Origin of the sequence: Streptomyces sp. NPDC005262 (genome assembly GCF_042872425.1) — a bacterium.
Lineage (GTDB): Bacteria > Actinomycetota > Actinomycetes > Streptomycetales > Streptomycetaceae > Streptomyces.
In genome coordinates this window covers 56,816-74,803 of the sequence record NZ_JBIAKK010000006.1, presented here as the reverse complement: position 1 = coordinate 74,803, position 17,988 = coordinate 56,816, and the positions used below count along the sequence as shown (strand labels likewise).

General features: G+C 69.4%; 14 protein-coding genes. 1 reads left to right on the top strand and 13 read right to left on the bottom strand.

Annotated elements, in window-relative coordinates; all coding sequences use genetic code 11:
• Positions 1–8 precede the first annotated feature (8 nt).
• From ACFYP5_RS17485 to ACFYP5_RS17425, 13 genes are read right to left on the bottom strand one after another with little or no spacing between them, the layout of a single operon-like run.
• Positions 9–536, bottom strand: coding sequence for a phage baseplate assembly protein V (locus ACFYP5_RS17485; protein ID WP_389036336.1), 528 nt, complete (start codon positions 534–536; stop codon positions 9–11).
• Between the two features lie 54 nt (positions 537–590).
• Positions 591–1,730 (bottom strand): hypothetical protein, encoded by a 1,140-nt coding sequence (locus tag ACFYP5_RS17480; protein ID WP_389036334.1) that lies wholly within the window; start codon positions 1,728–1,730, stop codon positions 591–593.
• The gene (locus ACFYP5_RS17475; RefSeq protein WP_389036331.1) at positions 1,723–2,073 is read right to left on the bottom strand and encodes a hypothetical protein; all 351 of its coding nucleotides are present in this window, start codon (positions 2,071–2,073) and stop codon (positions 1,723–1,725) included. Before ACFYP5_RS17475 ends, ACFYP5_RS17480 begins: the two co-directional genes overlap by 8 nt.
• A gap of 3 nt (positions 2,074–2,076) precedes the next feature.
• A complete protein-coding gene (locus ACFYP5_RS17470; protein WP_389036328.1) occupies positions 2,077–2,742 on the bottom strand; it encodes a hypothetical protein in 666 nt (221 codons plus the stop codon).
• A 22-nt stretch (positions 2,743–2,764) separates the two neighbouring features.
• A complete protein-coding gene (locus tag ACFYP5_RS17465; protein ID WP_389036325.1) occupies positions 2,765–3,481 on the bottom strand; it encodes a hypothetical protein in 717 nt (238 codons plus the stop codon).
• Complete coding sequence (locus ACFYP5_RS17460) at positions 3,481–9,771, bottom strand: DUF4157 domain-containing protein (protein ID WP_389036323.1); 6,291 nt, start codon at positions 9,769–9,771, stop codon at positions 3,481–3,483. Before ACFYP5_RS17460 ends, ACFYP5_RS17465 begins: the two co-directional genes overlap by 1 nt.
• Positions 9,768–10,088 (bottom strand): hypothetical protein, encoded by a 321-nt coding sequence (locus ACFYP5_RS17455; RefSeq protein WP_389036320.1) that lies wholly within the window; start codon positions 10,086–10,088, stop codon positions 9,768–9,770. The genes ACFYP5_RS17460 and ACFYP5_RS17455 overlap by 4 nt, the downstream gene beginning before the upstream one ends.
• Positions 10,079–12,241 carry an AAA family ATPase gene (locus ACFYP5_RS17450; RefSeq protein WP_389036318.1) on the bottom strand — a complete coding sequence of 721 codons (2,163 nt, stop codon included), beginning with the start codon at positions 12,239–12,241 and terminating at the stop codon, positions 10,079–10,081. Before ACFYP5_RS17450 ends, ACFYP5_RS17455 begins: the two co-directional genes overlap by 10 nt.
• Positions 12,242–12,274: 33 nt before the next feature.
• The gene (locus ACFYP5_RS17445; protein WP_389036316.1) at positions 12,275–13,105 is read right to left on the bottom strand and encodes a DUF4255 domain-containing protein; all 831 of its coding nucleotides are present in this window, start codon (positions 13,103–13,105) and stop codon (positions 12,275–12,277) included.
• Between the two features lie 4 nt (positions 13,106–13,109).
• Positions 13,110–13,832, bottom strand: a complete 723-nt coding sequence (locus ACFYP5_RS17440) for a hypothetical protein (protein ID WP_389036314.1) — start codon at positions 13,830–13,832, stop codon at positions 13,110–13,112.
• Positions 13,825–14,571, bottom strand: a complete 747-nt coding sequence (locus tag ACFYP5_RS17435; protein WP_389036311.1) for a hypothetical protein — start codon at positions 14,569–14,571, stop codon at positions 13,825–13,827. The genes ACFYP5_RS17440 and ACFYP5_RS17435 overlap by 8 nt, the downstream gene beginning before the upstream one ends.
• 29 nt (positions 14,572–14,600) lie before the next feature.
• The gene (locus ACFYP5_RS17430) at positions 14,601–15,125 is read right to left on the bottom strand and encodes a phage tail protein (RefSeq protein ID WP_030352235.1); all 525 of its coding nucleotides are present in this window, start codon (positions 15,123–15,125) and stop codon (positions 14,601–14,603) included.
• Between the two features lie 27 nt (positions 15,126–15,152).
• Positions 15,153–17,003 carry a phage tail sheath family protein gene (locus ACFYP5_RS17425; protein WP_389036308.1) on the bottom strand — a complete coding sequence of 617 codons (1,851 nt, stop codon included), beginning with the start codon at positions 17,001–17,003 and terminating at the stop codon, positions 15,153–15,155.
• A gap of 517 nt (positions 17,004–17,520) precedes the next feature.
• Between ACFYP5_RS17425 and ACFYP5_RS17420 the strand changes: the two genes are divergently transcribed.
• Positions 17,521–17,982 carry a hypothetical protein gene (locus tag ACFYP5_RS17420; RefSeq protein WP_389036305.1) on the top strand — a complete coding sequence of 154 codons (462 nt, stop codon included), beginning with the start codon at positions 17,521–17,523 and terminating at the stop codon, positions 17,980–17,982.
• The last annotated feature ends 6 nt before the right edge of the window (positions 17,983–17,988 follow it).

Sequence of the window (17,988 nt, the reverse complement as noted above, 5' to 3'; positions counted from 1 at the left end):
CGCTGTGGTCATCGCTTCTTCGGCACGATCAGCCGGCCCTCGTTGATGTTGACCTCGTCGCCGGTCAGCACGATCGACGCACCCTTGCCGGTGCCGATGGTCACGCCCTTCTCATCTATCCGGATGTAGGCGCCGCCCTTGGCCTCCAGCAGAATCCCCGTGCCACCGGGCACGTCCGACATCACCAGCTTGTGATCGCCAGGCGTCTGGATCACCACCGGCTGCGAGCCGGGCAGCTCCGCGCTCGCCCGGGGAGGCAGCTCGGAGGCGTCCCCGTACCAACTCCCGGTCCAGATCGGGAAGCTCGGATCGCCCTGTTCGAACTCCATCCACACGCCGGCGCCGATCTGCGGGACGACGTACTGCCCCGCGTGCCGGCCGGTGAACGGCAGGCAGGGCAGCGCCCAGGTGGAGGCCTCGTCGCCGAGCACATCCGGCACCTGGGCCGTGATCCGGCCCAGCTTGAGCGGGTCCTTGTTGTCGATCACCCGCCCCCGGAACTTGCCGAGAAACCGGTTGTTCGGTCCTGCAGCCATGCGAAGTTCTCCTGGTCCTTACGTCATTGCGGACGCGTCATCACGGTCGCGCCCTCACGGACGAACCGTCCTGCTGCGAGCGATGAGGCCCTCGCGGGAGAGCGTGAAGTTCTGCTGGTACGAGCCGGGTCTGAGGTTGTGCGTCACGCTCTTGACGTAGTAGTCCCCGTCGTACGTCAGGCCCGAGCCGCGAACCCCCACCAACTCCCTTGGCCGCAGGACGTATCCATGCCGATTGACATCCAGCGACCCTGACCCGGAAACGGCGTCAGCGGAGGTCGCAGCCCTGGCCAGCGTCTCGGCCTCGGCCTGCCCGAGCTCCTTCTTCGCCGTGCCGGACAGCGTCTTGCGCTTCAGAGCGGGCGAGGCCCGCAGGCCGAGAGGCGGCCGCAGTGGGCTGATGTCGGGCTGCGCCAGCAGCCTCACATCGCGGGTGCGCGGGTCCTGGACACGGGCCTGGGGCTCTTCCCGGGCCGTCCCGTCGTACGCGAAAGTCAGCTGGTCGACGGTGGAATTGTTGTCCATGTTGACGTTGAGCGCGTGCTGACGCCGACCGAGCCGTTGCTCGGGACCCCAGAAGGCGATGGACCGGCCGAGGCCCGGGCCCGGCTCCAGATAGAAGGTGTATCCGTTCGCCCGCGCGAGCTCGTTCAGATACTGCAGATCGGTGCCGGTCTGGTAGTCCACCCGCAGCTGCTCACGGGGTGGCTGATGGATCTGCTCACGGATGATCCAGGGATCGATTCCGTAGTCGGCGTACCGCCGCAGAATCCGCTCCACCCGCTGGGCGGGGCCGAGGTTCGGATACCGGTCGGTGCGCTCTTCGAGGTCCATCAGCAGCGTCAGGTCCTCACCTGTAACGGTGAGTGTGCTCTGCCCGGGCTGATTGCTGGCACCGACCTCCTGTCGCACGATCAGCCCGTCCAGGATCACGGTCGGCGTCCCCTTGACCGAGGTCGCGACGATCACCCTGGTCTTCGGATCGAAGAACCCCTCGGGCAGCAGCCGTTGTGCGATCAGCCCCCGCTTGGTCAGATCGAAGGCGAGCTGGAACCCGCTCCGTTCCCCCGCGGTCATGGTGATCTGCGCGGACAACAGAGCCTCGGCCACCTCGGCCGGCACCGGGCGGGTGAGCTTGGGGCCCATGTGCAGGGTGAGATGGACGGGCCCGCTCCCGATGGGCTCGTCAGCCATGGAACCCACCCGGCAGCGGAATGTCGATCGTCCGCCCCGGCTCTGCGGTCAGCTCCTGCGGGTCGAGTACGGGATTGGCGTCCGCGATCTGCCACCACTGCCCGGGGTCCCCGAAATAGCGCTGCCCGAGATGGTCGGGCCGCTCGCCACTGCTGACGGTGTGCGGGGCGGTCTCCTCGGCGGCCCGGCTGAGCGGAGGCAGCAAACGCCGCTTGGCGTACCGCACTTCGGTGCCGTCGGGGAGGCGGTGCACACCGATCTCCGCGTCGTGGTACCGGCTGGTGCGGGGATACGGATGTGCCCCCGGGATCGCGTCCAGCGCACTCTCATACGGATCAATCACGTCCTAAAGCCCCCGTCCCAGACCGAGTTCGGCCAGCCTGCCGCCCAGCGCGGCCGCGGCGAGCCGTTCCTTCTGCGCCAGATGTGCGAGATACAGGTCGGCCCCGCGGTGCCCGGCGGGCAGATCGCTCACGCTGAGGACCTTCATCCCGATGCCGAGGCTTGCCCTGATCGGATTGAGACCGACGTCGAACGCCGACTCGTTGATGGACAGTTCGGTGAGCCGCACGGGCATGACTCGCTTGCTCCCCCAGGTGAAGAGGGTCAGCGGCATCTCGATCGGGCTGATCTCGATGGTGCCCTTCTGGGTTCGCCGGGAGGCCTCGCGGAGCTGCGCGCTCGTGGGATGCACCAGCATCTCCAACGTCGCGAGCTGCGGATGGATGCCGTCGGGCGCGGCGACCTCGAACTGATCGGTGGCATCGATCTCGGCGGTGAACTTCCAGCTCTCCTCGGCAGGCCCCTTGAGCCGGAGGGCCTCGTTCCGGTCGCCTCCGCTCCCGCCCCCGCCGGCGTCACCGCTGCCGCCGGCGGATTGAGGGGCGAGGGAGCGTTCGAGGGTGTCGGGGTTGAACTGGAGGACGATGATGCGCTGGGGGGTACCGCGCTCGGGGTCGACGACGACGATGCCGGAGCGGATGGGCTTGGGTATGTCTGCGTAACGGGTCACGGCAATCCAATCCGGTGAAGTGCTACCAGGGGTCGACGGTGCTCTGCTCGGGAACCAGGCAGAGCGGCGGAAAGGCGAGCTCGACGTGGTGCTTGTCGATGACGTCGAGGACGCGGCCACCGAATACCGGAATGGCTGGATGCGGGAGAACTCTGCCCTCCACCATCTTCTTGGTGGTCCAGGCAATCCCGCACAGGCGCAAGTGCCTGAGACTGGATTCCGTGATGATGGACCTGCCGTCATCCATCACCATCCACAGCCCATTCCTCCCCTGAACGGTGGCGAAGGCGTGCGGTGTGCGGATGGGGTCCGGAAGCGTGCTTGCCGAGGTGAGGGACCACAGGTCCCCAGCGGCGTCGCTGTAGCGCTGCCACCCCAGCTCGGAGGTCACCGCTTCCAGGAGACCGACCATCGCGGTGCTGGCGATGAGGGAGTCGTCCTCCGGGGCCTTGGCAAAAAGGGGACGCGACGGTGTGACGCGTGAGTCCTGGAGGACGTCCACTCCCAGATATGCGGCCAACTCGTCCACACTGTCGGTCGGTTCGGCCAAGAATTCGTAGCGGAGGCGAAAATCGAGTGCCCTCTGCTGCAGTGCTGCCTTCACCGAAGCCCGGCAGTGCTGGGGCACCCGCCACTCGCCGAACTCTGTTGTGAGCCGCGCCCCTTGGCCGACGAGGAACGCATGAAGCTGCGGGTCGGCTTCCTCATCGAGGCTCACCAGATAGTCGGTCTTCATCATCACCTCCCGATCAGTTCCTGATAGTCGCCCCGATTATTGTGATTCCTGCGGTCGATCTTGAGCTTGTTCTCCTTGATGCACAGAAGCCCCCACTTCCGGTACTCCGCCTCTGATGCGTTGATTCCTCGCAGGTAAGCTCGTACGTTCAAGCCGTTGAGGTCTCGACGAGGCCTTGTAAACCAGCGATTGAATGTATCCCTGTTGAGCTCCACGGTGGTCAGCGCAAGGTTCGGCACGAGGTGCCTGCCGCCGGCATTCTGCTCGTGGATGTGGTGCCACTGCATGCCCTCCGGGTTACTGAACTCGACATGCTTACGATAGTTGAGGACCTGCCGTGCATCATTGAAGTCGTCCCATTCGTTCCGGTGTCGAATGCGCTCGAATGCCTCGCCGGTCTTGTACGACTGCCCTGGGTTATATTTCTTCCAGCGATGCCCCCCAGTGAAGGGGATGTTGCTGAAACGGCTGTCTCCCCTCGCGCCATGACCGTAGAAGTCGAATCTCTCCTGCTCCTCGTTCGTGTTCGTCACCTCACCGATGAGCCAAGCCATTCCGTGCTGCGCCAGCTTCACCTTGTCCCCCTTGTTCAGCGGCGCCGGTTTCTTCTTGCCCCGGAGGTGTACCTTTCGCTGTCCGGTTTCCGGGTTCGGCTGGTCCCGCTGAGCTTCGCCGGCACTGTCCTCGGGATTGAGCCTGGCCCGAATGTCGATGAGTGGATCACCCACAGGCGCCAGATTCGTCAGCTTGTACCACTTACGCATCCCGAAAAGCATGGCCCGGAACGCGGGGTCCCACATACCCTTCTCGAGCTTGGTCCTGATGGTTGGCCGGAGCCGTCCGAGAATCTTCTGGAGGCGCACCTCCTTCGATTCCTTCGAGTTCTCCTTCTTCTTCCGGTCGTCCCGGTGCTTCTTGTTCTGGTCCGCGCGTCGCTTCTTGTCGTTACGCATACGGTCGCGCTTCTTCTTGAAGAGGTCGCGCATCTTCTTGCCGCTGTTCTTGATCGCCTTTCCGGGGTTGCTCTTGCTGAGCTTCCTACCGAGAGTTTTACCGGCGTTGCGGACCTTCTTCAGTGCGGACTTGACCTTGTCCTTTATCTTCTGCAAGGCCTTACCGAGCGGAGACTTGGGCTTACGCGGCTTCGGGCGTTTCGGAGCCTCGGTCTCCTTCTTCTTGGACTTGTCCGGAGCCTTGTTCTCTCGCAGGTCGGGCTTCTTCTCCGGAGCGCTGCCCGGAGTCCTGTCCGTCCGGGCATCAGATTTTTGGTCCGGTGCGGTGCCGGGCCGGTCTTCGGGCGTCCGGCTCTGTGGTTTGTCAGGCGTCGCTTCCGGCCCTCGCTGGTCCCGCTTGGCCGCGTCCTCCTCGCGGCGGTGCTCCCGTTCCTTGTTCGGCGTCCTGCTCGTCGGCCTGTCGCTGCTCGCGTCCTTCGGCACCCGATTCGCCCCCGGACCTCGGTCCGCCGACGTCGAACGGTTCTTCGGGACCCTCGGCCCCTTCGGCCTCGAGGGGCCCGCCGGCTTCCTCAGCGCCTCCTGCGCACTACGCATCGCGCCCCGTGCCTTGTTGACCGCCTCGCCGGCCGCCTTCTTCGCACCCTTGCCCGTCTTCTTGAGGCCCTTCATGATCTTCTCGGCCATCGCCTTGAGGCGTTTACCGACCCCCCTGGTCGCGGAACCGAGTCGCTCCAGCAGGAAGTTGGCAATGAAGTCCAGCAGCGCGACGACACCTGCGGCCACCGCCTCCGCGAACAGGCAGGCTGCGGGTCCGACCTTGACCGCCTTCAAGTAGGCCCAGAATTTGCTGAATGCGGAAAGGATCGAGCTGATGCTCTGCCACGCCGCCATCAGGCCCTGGACGATAGTGAGGATCGCGCCCGCCGCCGGGACGATCATCGAGACGACCTTCTCGATGACAAGCGAGGCGATCATCATCGGGAGCGAGGCGATGATCGCGTCCCACGCCATCTTCCCGATCTGCTTGATCGAGACGCAGCCCTTCACCAGAACGTCGATCACAGCCTTGCCGAGCCCGAGGATGCCCTCGACCTTCGTGTCGAGCCACCGCTTCACACCCGTCTTGATGGCGCCCCAGAGGTGGTCGGTGATGCCGGCCTTCGCCGAACTGCCCGCCTTGCTGATCCAGCCACCCGGGTCCGGCGCGATGTCCGCCACCAGTGCCGCGAACTTGCCCAGCGCCTCGATCGCCGCCTGGGCGTACTTGATCGCGCCGAGAATGACCGCCTGGTAGATCTTGATGGCGGCCTTGATGCCTGCTTCCAGTACGTCGAGCAGCGCATTCAGGCCCGCGGCCAATGCGTCGAGCAGGGCATTGACGGCCTTCTTCAGGCCGTCCGCCAGCGCGTTGACAGCCGCGATCGCCTTGTCACGCAAGCCCTCGATCGCCTTGCGGAACTTGTCCCGTAGCTCGGGGAAGGCCGCCAACAGCACGTCACCGATGGCGATCAGCGCATCCGCCAGGACGTTGATCGCCTTGATGGCGAGGTCCCGTACGAAGTCGATGGCCTTGTTGGCCCAGTCCTTGAAGGTGTCGATGATGCTGTTGACAGCCTTGCGGGCGGCGTCGAAGACCTTGGTGACCGCGTCGAGGATCGCATTGAAGGCGCTCTTCACCTTGTCCGCGACCCAGCCGAAGAAGCCTCCCGAGGGCTTCTCCTCCTCCTTCTTCTTCTCGGCCTCCTTCTCCGCCTTCTCGCGCTCGGTGTCGATCTGCGCGTTGTCCTTGTCCTTGCGGTCGCTGACCTCCTTGTCCTTGTCGTCGCGGGCCTTGACGATTTCCTTGTTCTTGTCCGTGTGTTCCTTCTCGGACTTCTTGTCCGCGTCCTCGATCCTCTGGTCCTGCTCGTGGCGCCAGTTCTCGCGCTCGCGCTGAGCATCCTCGGCCGCGCGCCCGCGCTCGGCCGTCTGCTTCTCCGCGTTCCGGGTGACCTCGCGGTCGATCTCGGTCTGCTTCTCCTGCTTGGCCTGCTGTTCGCCCTGCTGCTGTTGCTTCTCCTTGGCGACCAGGTCGCCCTGGGCCTGGCCCGCGGCCCCCTGGATCTCGCCGCCTCGTTCCTGCTTGGCGACCGCTCCGACGCCGGGCTTGGGCGCGGACCCGGCCTTCAAGTCGCCTCCGCCGCCCCGCCGCCGACCGCCCATGGCCTTGCCGACCAGCTGCTCCTGGGGCGCGTCGGGGAAGATCCGGTCCTCGCCCATGGGCTTGGCCGCGTCCTCGCGGCCCGTGCTCTGGATGTCGGACTGCTTGTCCATGAGCGCCTTGGCCTGGTCGTCCGTACGCTTCGGGTCGCTTTCGCCCTCAAGCCTGATCTTGGGGGCGGGCCCGACCGTCTTGTTCTGCAGTTCCGGGTCGACGGTCGGGACCGCGTCGGCCGCGGCATCGACGTTCTTCGCCTCTTCCGCGGTCAACTTTTCCGCCACCGGGGCCGGCGGTGGCGGAGTGTGGTCGGTGGGCTTCGCGCCCTCCGCCTTCGCGCTGCCCTTGGCCTTCTGCTTCTCGACCCGATCCTCGGGCCCGAGCTTCTCGACCTTGCCGGTCACCTGGGCGGCCGGTGGGGCCGCCTCGGGCGGGCCGGACCGAGTCCGTGGCGCGCCCGAAGGACGTTCCCGCTTCGGCGGGTTGGCGGCCAGCCGCCGCTGCTCCTCACCGACCTTCTTGTCCGCCGCCGCGTCCACACCGGGCATGGCGGCTGCGGCCTGGTCCGGAGCCAGCTTGCTGACCGTCCCGATGGCTGCCTTCGGGTCCTGGCCCGAGACGTCCGGCGGCTCCTCCTGCTTCTCCTCGGGAGACGTCCCACCGCCGCCTCCGCCGCAGCTGCCGCTTCCCTCGTCCTTCTCCGCCGCGGGCTCGGGCGGGGCGCAGCCGCCGCCGTCCTTCTCCAGCGACGCCTCCGGCGCGGGAGGGCCCGACCTCCCAGGGCTCTCAGCCTGTTCAGCCGCGGGGCTCACCGCGGCCTGCGCCACCGACGGCGCCCCGCCGGGGCCGGTCGCGGCGCTCGGCCCTGTCGCACTGCTGCCGCCGACCACACCGCTCGGCACCGCCGCTCCCGGACCGCTCTCCTTCGGCACCGCGCTCTTGGGCGCGGATGCCTCATGGTCGCTCTTCGCGGAGTCGGCGACCCGCCGTGCGGCAGGAGAAGGCCTGGCGTCCTCGGCCGAGGTCCGTTCCGTGTGCGCACCGGCGGGCGGGGTCGCGGACGCCGCCGTACTGGTGGCAGCGCCCGTGCCCGACGCAGCCGCCGAGGATCCGGCAACCCCGGGTCGAGGCCTGCGGTCCTGCTCCTGTTGCTCCTTACGCTCCTCCTGCTGATCCTCGGCGCTCCTGGCGTCCGGCTGCTCCTCGCCGTCGGAGGAGCCCGAGTCCCTCTCGTCCGCCTCCTGTTGCTGCTCCGGGTCCCGCTTCTCCGCCTCGGGCTCCGGCTCCTGCCTGCCCTCGGTCCCGGGATCGGGGCCGACCTCCTGGTCCACCGGCTTCTCCGGCTGGAGGTCCTTCTCGCTGCGGTCCCCGGCCTCGGCCGCCGGGCCGCCCTCGGGCTGCGGCGCCTCGCCCTCGACCGGCCCCATCTCTGCGCCCGGCGGTTTGGCCTCGGCCTCGGGGGCGTCCTCGTCCTCTTCCTCCTCCGCGTCGTTCTCCCGCTGCTCCTGGACCTGTTCGGCCTTGGTCGGCGGAGGCGTGGGAAAGGCGGGCATGGCAGCCGAGGGGTTGTCCGCCGTCGGGACCGAGGACACATCCGGATCGGTATCCGGCAGATAGTCCTCGGGCTTCAGTTCCGGCTCGACCGCGCCGCCGCCCTTGTCCTGGTCACCCTCGTCGCCGCCGATCTCCCGGTCCGCGCCCGCCTCGAGCCCGAGCGGCTTCTCCTCCTCGCGCGGCTCGTCCTCGTCCTCGTCCTTCTCGTGCAGGCCGTGCTCGAACAGCGCGCTGTCCCTCTGCTCCGCCCGCTCGTCCACCTTCTCGGGGCGTACGGGACCGGGCCGGCCCTTCGCCTTCGGGTCGAGGTTCTCCTGCTTCGAACCGTCCGCCGGCTTCTTCGCGTCGTCCTTGCGCTTGCGCTTGTCGGCACCGGGCGCGTTCGCCTGCTCCGGGTCCTGCTCCTCCCGGTCGCGCTGCTCCTTGCGCTGCTCCTTGGTCTGCTCGGCGCCGTCCGCCTGGCCCTGCGCGCGCTCGTCCGCGGCCTCGTCGCCCCGCTGACGGTCCTGGCCCTGCTTCTCCTCTTCCTGCCGCTGCTCCTGCGCGGCCTGCTGCCGGGACTGGGCCCGCTCGTCCTCCTGTTCCTTGCGCTGGGCAGTCTCCTGGCCCTCGGCCACCGCGTCGGAGCGCGCCCTGCTCCGGTCGCCGCTGAGCTTCTCGTCCCGTGCAGCGGCGTCCTTCTGCTCCTCGCGGGAGTCCGCGGCCTGCTTGTCCTTCGCGCCCCGGCCGCCCTCTTCCTGGTGCTTCCATCGGGTGCGCTCGACACCCAGCAGCTCGAAGAGATCGGTCTCCGGCTCGGGCACCTCGGCCGGCTGGAGGTCCGCCGGCCTGGTCTCGGACTCCTCGGCGAGGTCGAGGATCCGGTCGTACTCGTCGGAGAGCAGCCGCACTTCCAGCCGGTCCAGCACCGAGTCCTGCAACTGCGGTGACATCCGGGCCAGTTGGAGGCGTACACGTCCCGACAGGTCCGCCGGGTCGCCGCGCAGCGAGCGCAGCACGCCGTTCGCGAGACGGTCCACCAGCGTGGCGGGGTCCAGCTGTTCCGTACGGGACCGGTCGGCGTCGACCGTGGCGTACCGCAGCCAGCCGGGCGTGGACTGCTCCGCCTCCACCTCAGGGGCCTGCTCCTCGTCCCGTACGAGGGCCTGCGCCGCCGACTCGGCCTCGCGCTCCAGCGCCTGCTGCGGAAGGCTCACCGCCCCCAGATCGCGGCCCGCGCGCAACGCGCCCAGACCGTCCGGGTTCTGCACCGTGTGCAGCAGCTCGTGGGCGAGCAGCCGCTGCCCGTCCGCCGTGCCCGGGCGATAGGCGCCCTCGCGGAAGAAGATGTCCTGGCCGACCGCGACCGCGTCCGCGCCCAGCAGTTCCGTCAGTGCGCCCGCGTCCCGGTCGGTGTGCAGGCGCACCCGGCTGAAGTCGTGGCCGAGCTGCTCCTCCAGCTCCCGCCGTACGCTGAGATCGAGCGGCTGTCCGGCTCCGCTGACGATGTTCTTCGGCTCCGGTGTCCGGGACGTGGCGCGCTCCTTGCGCTTGCGTCGCCGTTCGGCCTGGGCCGCCTGCGTGTCCTGGGCATGTGACGTACTCATCGAGACTCACCCCGCCCCGAGAGTCCCGCGTGCACCGCACGCGCCAACGCCTCGCCGAGCCGCCCCGGCGAGGTGGTCGAGGGCAGCGGCGGCAGTCCGGACAGGGCGTCCAGGGCCCGGCCCCCGTCAGCGGCCAGCGGCACGCCACGCTCCCGTACGAGCCGGGAGAGCTCCGCCTCGAAGGCGGCCGAGACCCGGTCGGGGTCGAGCCGCTCGAACCCGTCGAGCACCAGCTCGCCGATGTCCACGCGGATCGCGCGCTCCGAGGGACGTGGTGCCTCGCGCGCAGCCTCACGCCGTGCCTCGCTCAGACCCATCCGTGGACCTCCGAGGGCGTCAAGGAGCGGTCCAGCTTGAGGTATTCGGTGCGCGCCGCCTCCAGCATGTGGCGCATCTGGAGCCGGTCGCCCTCCTCCGCCGCGAGGAACGCGCCCGACAGTGCGATATTGCGAATCGAGCCGCCCGCCACGGTCAGCCGGGCCAGCTGCGCGGGATCGATGCCCTTCATCGGGGCCCGCGCGGGCAGCACCCGTCGCCAGATCTCGGCGCGCTCGCTCTCGCCGGGGAAGGGGAAGTCGACGACGAATCGGATGCGCCGCATGAACGCCGTGTCCAGCGCCTGCTTCATGTTCGTCGTGAGGATCGCGAGCCCCCGGTACGCCTCCATCCGCATCAGCAGATAGCTGACCTCGAGGTTGGCGTACCGGTCATGGCTGTCCTTGACCTCGCTGCGCTTGCCGAACAGGGCGTCGGCCTCGTCGAACAGCAGCAGCGCGCCGCCTCGTTCGGCCGCGTCGAAGACCTTGCGCAGATTCTTCTCGGTCTCGCCGATGTACTTGCTGACCACCTGCGAGAGATCGATGATGAACAGATCCAGGCCGAGCTCCTTGGCCATCACCTCGGCTGCCAGGGTCTTTCCGGTGCCGGAGCCGCCGGCGAAGAGTGCGGTGACGCCGAGTCCGCGGCGCAGCGTCTCGGCGAAGCCCCACTCCTGGTACACGGTCGAGCGCTGACGCACATGCGCGACGATCTCGCGCAGAATCCGCCGCTGCCGCTCGGCCAGCACCAGATCGCTCCACGCCGCCTGCGGCTCGATCCGCCGGCCCAGCTCGTCCATGCCCATCCGGGCCTCGGTGAGCCCTGCACGCCAGGCCAGACCGGTCGCGTCCAGCTCGTCCTCGCCGGGCAGATCGCGTACGACGGTCGCTCCGGCGGACTCGATCAGATGTGGCGGCAGCGAGAACTGCGCGACGAGATCCCGCAAATCCTCCTCGCTCACCTCCGGTACGTCCGCGAACGCGTCGGCCCACACGCCCAGTTGCTCCTCCGTGTCCAGCGGCGGCACGGTCACGCGCTCACCGCGCGGCCGGGCGGTCTGCCGGGGATCGGGGCTGGAGACGACGAGCGGAACGGCCGCACTCTCGATGAACGCGTCCGTGGCCGCCGCCTGGTCGCGGTCGAGCTCGCCGACCTCGACGAGCAGCGCGGCGGGCAGCATGACGGCCTCGCGCTGCCACAGCCGCGCCAGCCGGTCGCGCTCGGCCGGATCGGTGGGCATGTCGTCGGCGGCCATGGCGTACAGACCGAGCCCCGACCGGCGTGCCGCCGCCGCGGCGATGTCGGTACGGGTCCGCAGATCGCCGCCGACGAGCTCGATCCGGAGCGGCGCGTGCGACCCGGCGCCCTTCCAGCCCGCTGCGACCTGACTCGCCGCCAGGTCGTACGACACGGGCAGCGACTCCGGTACGGGCGCACGGCGCAGCAGTCCGTGCAGCCGGGAGTCCAGGTAGGGCGAGCCGACGAGGAAGTGCAGGATGCGCTCGTCGAGGCGCAGCCGTGAGGTGGTCAGCCGGGTTTCGTCGTCGAGCTCGACGAGCCGCCAGCGGCGCAGCGGGGCGACCGGGGTGAGGGCGCTCCAGTGCGCACCGTCGAGGGCGGCGAGGGCCAGCGAGAACGTGGGGTGGGTGCGCTCGGGGTCCCCACTGGCGGCGGCACACCGCCCGCCGGTGGTGGGGTCGAGCTCCGCAGCGGCGGCGAGCAGGACGACGTCGCACTCGAAGGGGCTGAGCCCGAAGCAGGCGACGAGCGTGGCGAGCGTGGCTGGCCCGCGCACACCGGGGGCGGCCGGTTCACCTCCGGCTGTGGCGGTGGGGGTGCTGCCGCCGGCAGTGAGTTCGCTCTGTCGCGGGGGCGCCGCGGCGCCGGGATCGCCGTCCCACCGGACGGGCTCGGCCGCACCCTTCGCGGCGGGGCGGTCCGCACCGGCGCCAGGAACGGCGCTGTCCGCGGGTGCGGCCCCCGCGTGCGGCCGGTCCGTGGCGCCCTGTCCGCTGCCGGGCCCCCCGGGGCGGCTCTGCGCCCGGGCCGCGTGGGCGTCCACGCGGGCGAGCACGGATCGTACGGCCGCGAACAGCTCCCGCCCGTCCGCACCGGCGTTCGCCGACGCACCGGTCGGCTCGTGCGTCCTCATGCCCTCACCCGCCCCCGTGTCGCGCACCGTGTCTCAGCTCTCCTTGTCGTCCGCGCCGGCTTCGGTGCCTTTCCGGGCACGAGCGGGCGCGGCCCGTTTCGCCACGCGCTTCGCGGCGGCCTTCGCGGTCTTGGCCGCGGCGCGCTTTCGCGGGGGAGCGGCCGCCTCTGGCGTCGTGTCAGGCGCGGGCTCCGGTCGGGGCGAGGATTCGGGTTCCGCGGCCTGCGGCCGCCCCGGCGGCACCGGCGCGCCCGGTGCCCCGAACGGCAGCACCTTCACCGTCCGCCGCTCCACGGGCTTCGCCAGGACCGGCCTCTCGCGGCCCTCGATCAGGACCAGCGACGCCTGGTACGCAACCGACAGGGTGTACGGGGTCTGGTGGAGCATCCCCCACAGCTTCGACGTCTCGTCGATGTCCATCACCGTCGGCGTGAACCGCACCTTCTGCGGCGAGTCGGCCAGATCGCTGCCCGCGAGATACGGACGTTCCGCCGCGAGTTCGATCAACTCCTGTGGCAGCACCGGGATTTCGTGCAGCGTTCGCACCACGCAGCCGATCAGCCGGTGTCCGACCAGCTCCGCCTCCTCCCCGTACGCACTGATCAGAAAGTGCAGATCCAGCGCGGCGGCGGGCCGCTTGAGCAGCGTGCCGTCCGATGCGCGCGCCGGCAGGTCGGTGTGGCGCATCGAGGGGTTCGGGGTGACCTGGTACAGGAAGACGTTGATGGTCGGCTCGGCCGGCGGCTCGGCCGGCGGCTTACGGGTCTCGACCTTCACCGCGATGTCCATCTCGGGGCTCAGGTTGTTCTCGATCAGCAGGGCCAGTGCCTGGGTGACCGTCGCGATGGCGAGTGCGTTGCTCATGGCCTCAGTCCCTCTTCTCGCCGCGTGACAGGTAGTCGTCCAGCGTCAGCGCGGGCGCACGCCGTCCGGTGTGGTCGGGGTGGCCGACGGCGGGGCGGCTCGCACCGGGCGGTGGAGCCGCGCTCACCTCCAGGCGGCCGATCTGTACATGCACGACGCGTTCGGCGGGCCGCGGCGGGCGCCGCCCGACTCCGTTCAGCGCCGCACCCCGCGCCGCGGCCGTATCGGCACCGCGCGGCCGGGCAGGTGCGGAGGCGGCCGGGGCAGCCGTGTCCGCCACGCGCGGCACGGCAGCGGCCGGCGTCCGCGGCGCATCGGCCACCGGTGCGGCGGCACCCCGCCGTGCCGCCCGCGGGGCATCCGAGGCGGCCGAGCGGGTCGCCGAGGGCGTGGCCGCGGCCGGTCGCAACAGCGGGCCCGTGACCGGTGCGGCCTGCCCCGCCCACCGCTCGGGCACACCCGGAACCGCCGCCGCCTCGGTCCGTACGACGGTCTCGCGATCCGTCCGTACCTCGCGCTCGCGCCGTACCGACTCGGCCGGTCCGAAGGCGGGCTGGGGCGCCGACGGGATCAGAGCCGCCGGCTCGTCCGGCTCCGGCGGCCCGCTCCGCAGCGCTTCGGCCCGTTCGAACGGGCCGGGCAACCGCGGCCGGACCCGCGCCGCGCCACCGCCGACCGCGTGCACCGGTGCGTACCGGGCGAGCAGCCGGTCGAAGTAGTCAGGCATCTGCGCACAGCTCCAGGTAGTAGCGACGCCGCAGCGGGCTGAGCGCCAGAATCTCCGGCTCGCTCCACCCGTAGGCGGAAGCGAGCAGATGGATGTCGAGCATCAAGTCCCGCGCCCAGGTGTCCAGTTCGGTCCACAGGTAGGAGGTGATGTCCAGCTCGGCCGGAGTGGCCTCACCGCACTCTGGGCAGGCGACGTTCAGCGTCACGTCGGACGCCGGGTCCGCCGAAGCCGCCGTCTCCGCGAGCTGTCGCTTCACGCGCTCGGGCAGCAGGACGGCCAGCCGCTCGGGCGAGACCGCCTCGCCGTCCCGTACGGCCGACACGGTGCAGCGCGCCATGAGCAGCCGACGCGCCTCGTCCGGATCGGGCACGGCGCCGGCCGCCGCGAGGTCGGCGACGGTGGGCAGCCGGAACTCGATCGTCCACCCGTCCTCCTCCACTCGCAGCGGCCCGCCCGGCGTCCGCGTCCGGGTGCCGAACAGCGTCGCGTCGAGGTCGAACTCCATGGCCTCGCCGCACTCCGCGCACTCGACCCGCACCTGCATGCGCTCGCCGAACAGCGCCCGGCGCAGCGCGAACAGATCCGCCTCCCGCTCGCCGATCGGCATCGACAGCAACGCGTCGGTACCGGCTCCCGGGCGGGCCGCCCGGTGCAGCAGCAGAGACCTTCCCGAGTCGTGCTGCGCGAGCCCGGCCTCCCAGGTGGCGAGCAGCTCGGCCGGCCCCGTCGGCGTCATCCCTCACTCCTCCGGTGCACAGACGCCGCTCAGGCGGGATGGGTGAACGAGGGCTCGACCGGCTCCTCCACCTCGTAGTCCCGCTCCCAGCCCTCGCATTCGAGCTTCACGCTCTGGATGGCGACGGCGTTGGCGTTGGCGTCCAACTCGCCGAGCACCTGGTATTCGCTCACCCAGGCCCGGTAGAGCTTGTGCGAGACGGCCACCTGCCCGGCCTCGTTGAGGACCTGGATGATGATGTCCTTGCGGAAGTCCCGGAGCGACACCTCCGAGCCGAGCCCGGCGCCGACCTGCCAGACCTTGTTGGCCCACCGGTCGAATTCGGGGTCGTGGGTGACACCGCGTTCGAGCGTGACGCCCTCGAACTCGGAGCGGCCCGGTGACTTGCGCGGTGAACTCGGGTCACCGCCGTGGCGGTGCTTGACCACCTCGGTGGTGCGCTTCAGGGGACTGATCTTGCTGATGCCCGCGACCGTTCGACCGTCCCAGAGGACCAGGAACTTGAAATTCTTGTAGGGGTCGAAGCGATGGGCGTTGATCTGGAACTCAGCCATCGGTTTCCTTCGTGTTCCTTTTCTTGGTTACGAGAGGTCGAACTGCCCGGCCATCTGCTGGATCTTCACGATGACGAACTCCGCGGGCTTCACCGGTGCGATGCCGATGACGACGTTGACTACACCGGCGTCGATATCGGCCTCCGTGGTGGTGTCCTTGTCGCACTTGACGAAGTACGCCTCGCGTGGCGTGCCTCCCTTGAACGCACCCTGCCGGAACAGGTCGTGGAGATACGCGGAGGCCTTCAGCCGGATCTGTTGCCACAACTGCTCGTCGTTCGGCTCGAAGACGACCCACTGCAGACCGCGGTGCAGGCTCTCCTCGACCTGCAGCGCGAGACGGCGCACCGGCACGTACTTCCACTCGCTGTCAAGCGCATCCGCGCCTTCGAGCGTACGGGCACCCCACACCAGCGGGCCCATCACGGGGAGGGTGCGCAGGCAGTTGATGCCCAGCGGATTGAGCAGCCCGTTCTCGCGGTCGGTGAGCTTGACCGTCAGCGACCGCACACCGGCGAGCCGCGCCTCGGTCCCGGCCGGCGCCTTCCAGACACCGCGCTCGCCGTCGGTCCGGGCGATGACACCTGCGACGGCACCCGAGGGCGGGAAGGAACGCAGCCGCCCGGTCAGCGGGTCGTTGAGCTGCAGATGCGGGTAGTACAGCCCCGCGTGATCGCTGCGTACGGGCTCGAACGCGCCGATACCTGCCCGCGCCGCGTCCACGCTGCCCCAGGTCGACGGCGAGTCGACGAGCAGGAAGATCCGCCGCTCCCGGCACAGCTGCTCGGCCGCGGAGAGCACGGTGACCATGTCATCGGTCGACTCGTACGCCGAAAGCTCGGGCAGAGCCAGCAGGTTGACGTCGTCCACGTCGCGCAACGCCTGTACTCCGGTCTTGCGCGCCTCGCTGCCGATCAGGTCGCGCGGTCCGGGCGGGTCGCCGTCCTTGCCGCCCTGGAGCGCGAGCACGGGCGGGTTGACCGAGGCTTCGAGACCGAGGTCGTTGGCGCACTCGCCGACGAAACGCACCACGTCGTCGGGGTCGACGGAGCCGGCGACGACTTGGAGGCGACGGCCGAAGGCGGTGACCTCGGCTCCGGCGAAGGCGTGCTTGCCGGGGGCGTCGGGCAGCGCGCGCAGCTTGCGCTCGAGCAGCAGGGCGAGCTCGGTGACGGTGGCTGGGGGCTCGCCGTCGTGGTCGGGCTCGTAGAGTGCGAATTCCCGCTCCACGTCGCCGATCTTGACCTTCAACTCGACCCCCAGGTCGGGAAGTTCGGCCGCGAAAGGCTTGGAGACCGTGCCGGAGGGGTCGGGCCGGTCCTCGTCCAGCGCCTTGACGCGGACCAGGGAGGAACCGGCGTTGACGACCGTCTCCACGAAGCGGCCGTGGCCGGCGTTCATCGAGAGCCCGGTGAAGGACTCGCGGCCACCGCCGCGAGCATCGAGTATCTGGAGATTGAACGTCTTGTCCGGATCCGGGGTGTCGTGGTCGACGGCCACCCGCAGGCCGGAGCCCCAGATGCCGGGCTCCTTGGCGTGCACCTCCAGCACCGGGCACTCACTGCTTCCCTCGGTGGAGAGGAGGGTGACGCAGGCATCCTCACCGGTACCGCTCTTGGCCACCCGGACGACGACCGCGACCGTGCCGCCATTGCCGAAGAACTGATGCACCGCATAGCTGACCGCGCTCTGGGAGGTGAGTCCGCCGAAGCGGCGCTCGAAGTCCGCGAAGCTGCTGACCCGTACCGGTTGATTGAGCGGACCCCGGCGGGTGTGCCCCACGAACGCGGTCACCGAAGTGGTGACCGATGCGATGGTGCGGATAGCGCTGGGAAGTTCCTCGATGTAAACGCCGGGATAGCCCATGTGCGTAGGCATTCCCCCTCCATTTCCCTTCGCGCACCGAGCAACGACGCAAGGAAGTGAAGGAAATGTGCGCACGCACATCGAGCCGCGTACACGATCCCCTTTTGTTTCCCCCGTTGTTCACCCCGTGCAATATCGGTCTCGCAGGGCCATCTGCATGCGCATGCGCCGGTGGCTCCTGATGCATGAGTTCCTCAGGGGAGTCTGTTACGCGCCCCAAGGGCGGGTCAAGGGAGCGAATAGGCCATCCGGCGATGACTGCCGGCGGAATCGACCACGGACGATTTTGCGTGGTCAGAGCATTTCACTTACGGAATATGAAGATTGAATTCACGACCGCTTCACAGGAAGGTCGGCGCCTGGGAGGGAAACAAGCCGAATGGGCTGGATGACGGCGCGCCGCCTTCCAATCCGTCCATTCCGCCGGAGCCGGGGCAGGCGTGCGGGGTACAGCGGTGCCGGCGGCAGGTACCGTAGGAGAACGATTTCGTGGGCCTCCTGGCGGGCTGCGCATACCCAGGAGGAACTGATGACGACGAACCGCGGACGCAAGGACGTCATCCGCGACCGGATGGCCGCCACGGGCGAGTCGTACAACGTCGCCGCCCGCAATCTCAAGGCGATGAAGGACATGGGCGCCACCCGTGACGCCGTCCTCACCCAGCGCTGGCACCCGGCGGACTCGCTCGATGTGCCGTGTCCCTGCGGCGGGACGTGCGAGCCGGGCGAGACGTGCGACCGTTGTCACGCCCGGCACCGGCACGTGGCGCGCTACCCCGGCAGCGTCACCGACGTGGAGACGTGGGTGGACCGGTACGACTGCCTGGGCTGCTCGTCCTCGTACACGCTGACCGTCGTCCTGCGCGGCCGCCCCTGGGGCGTCGCCGAGACAGTGGTTCAGGGCGGGGCGGCGGAGCCGGTGGTCAGGGCGCGGGTGTTCCCCGGCGTCGCCCACCCGCTGCTGCGTCCCGACACCCCCGAGGACGACTGACCGGCT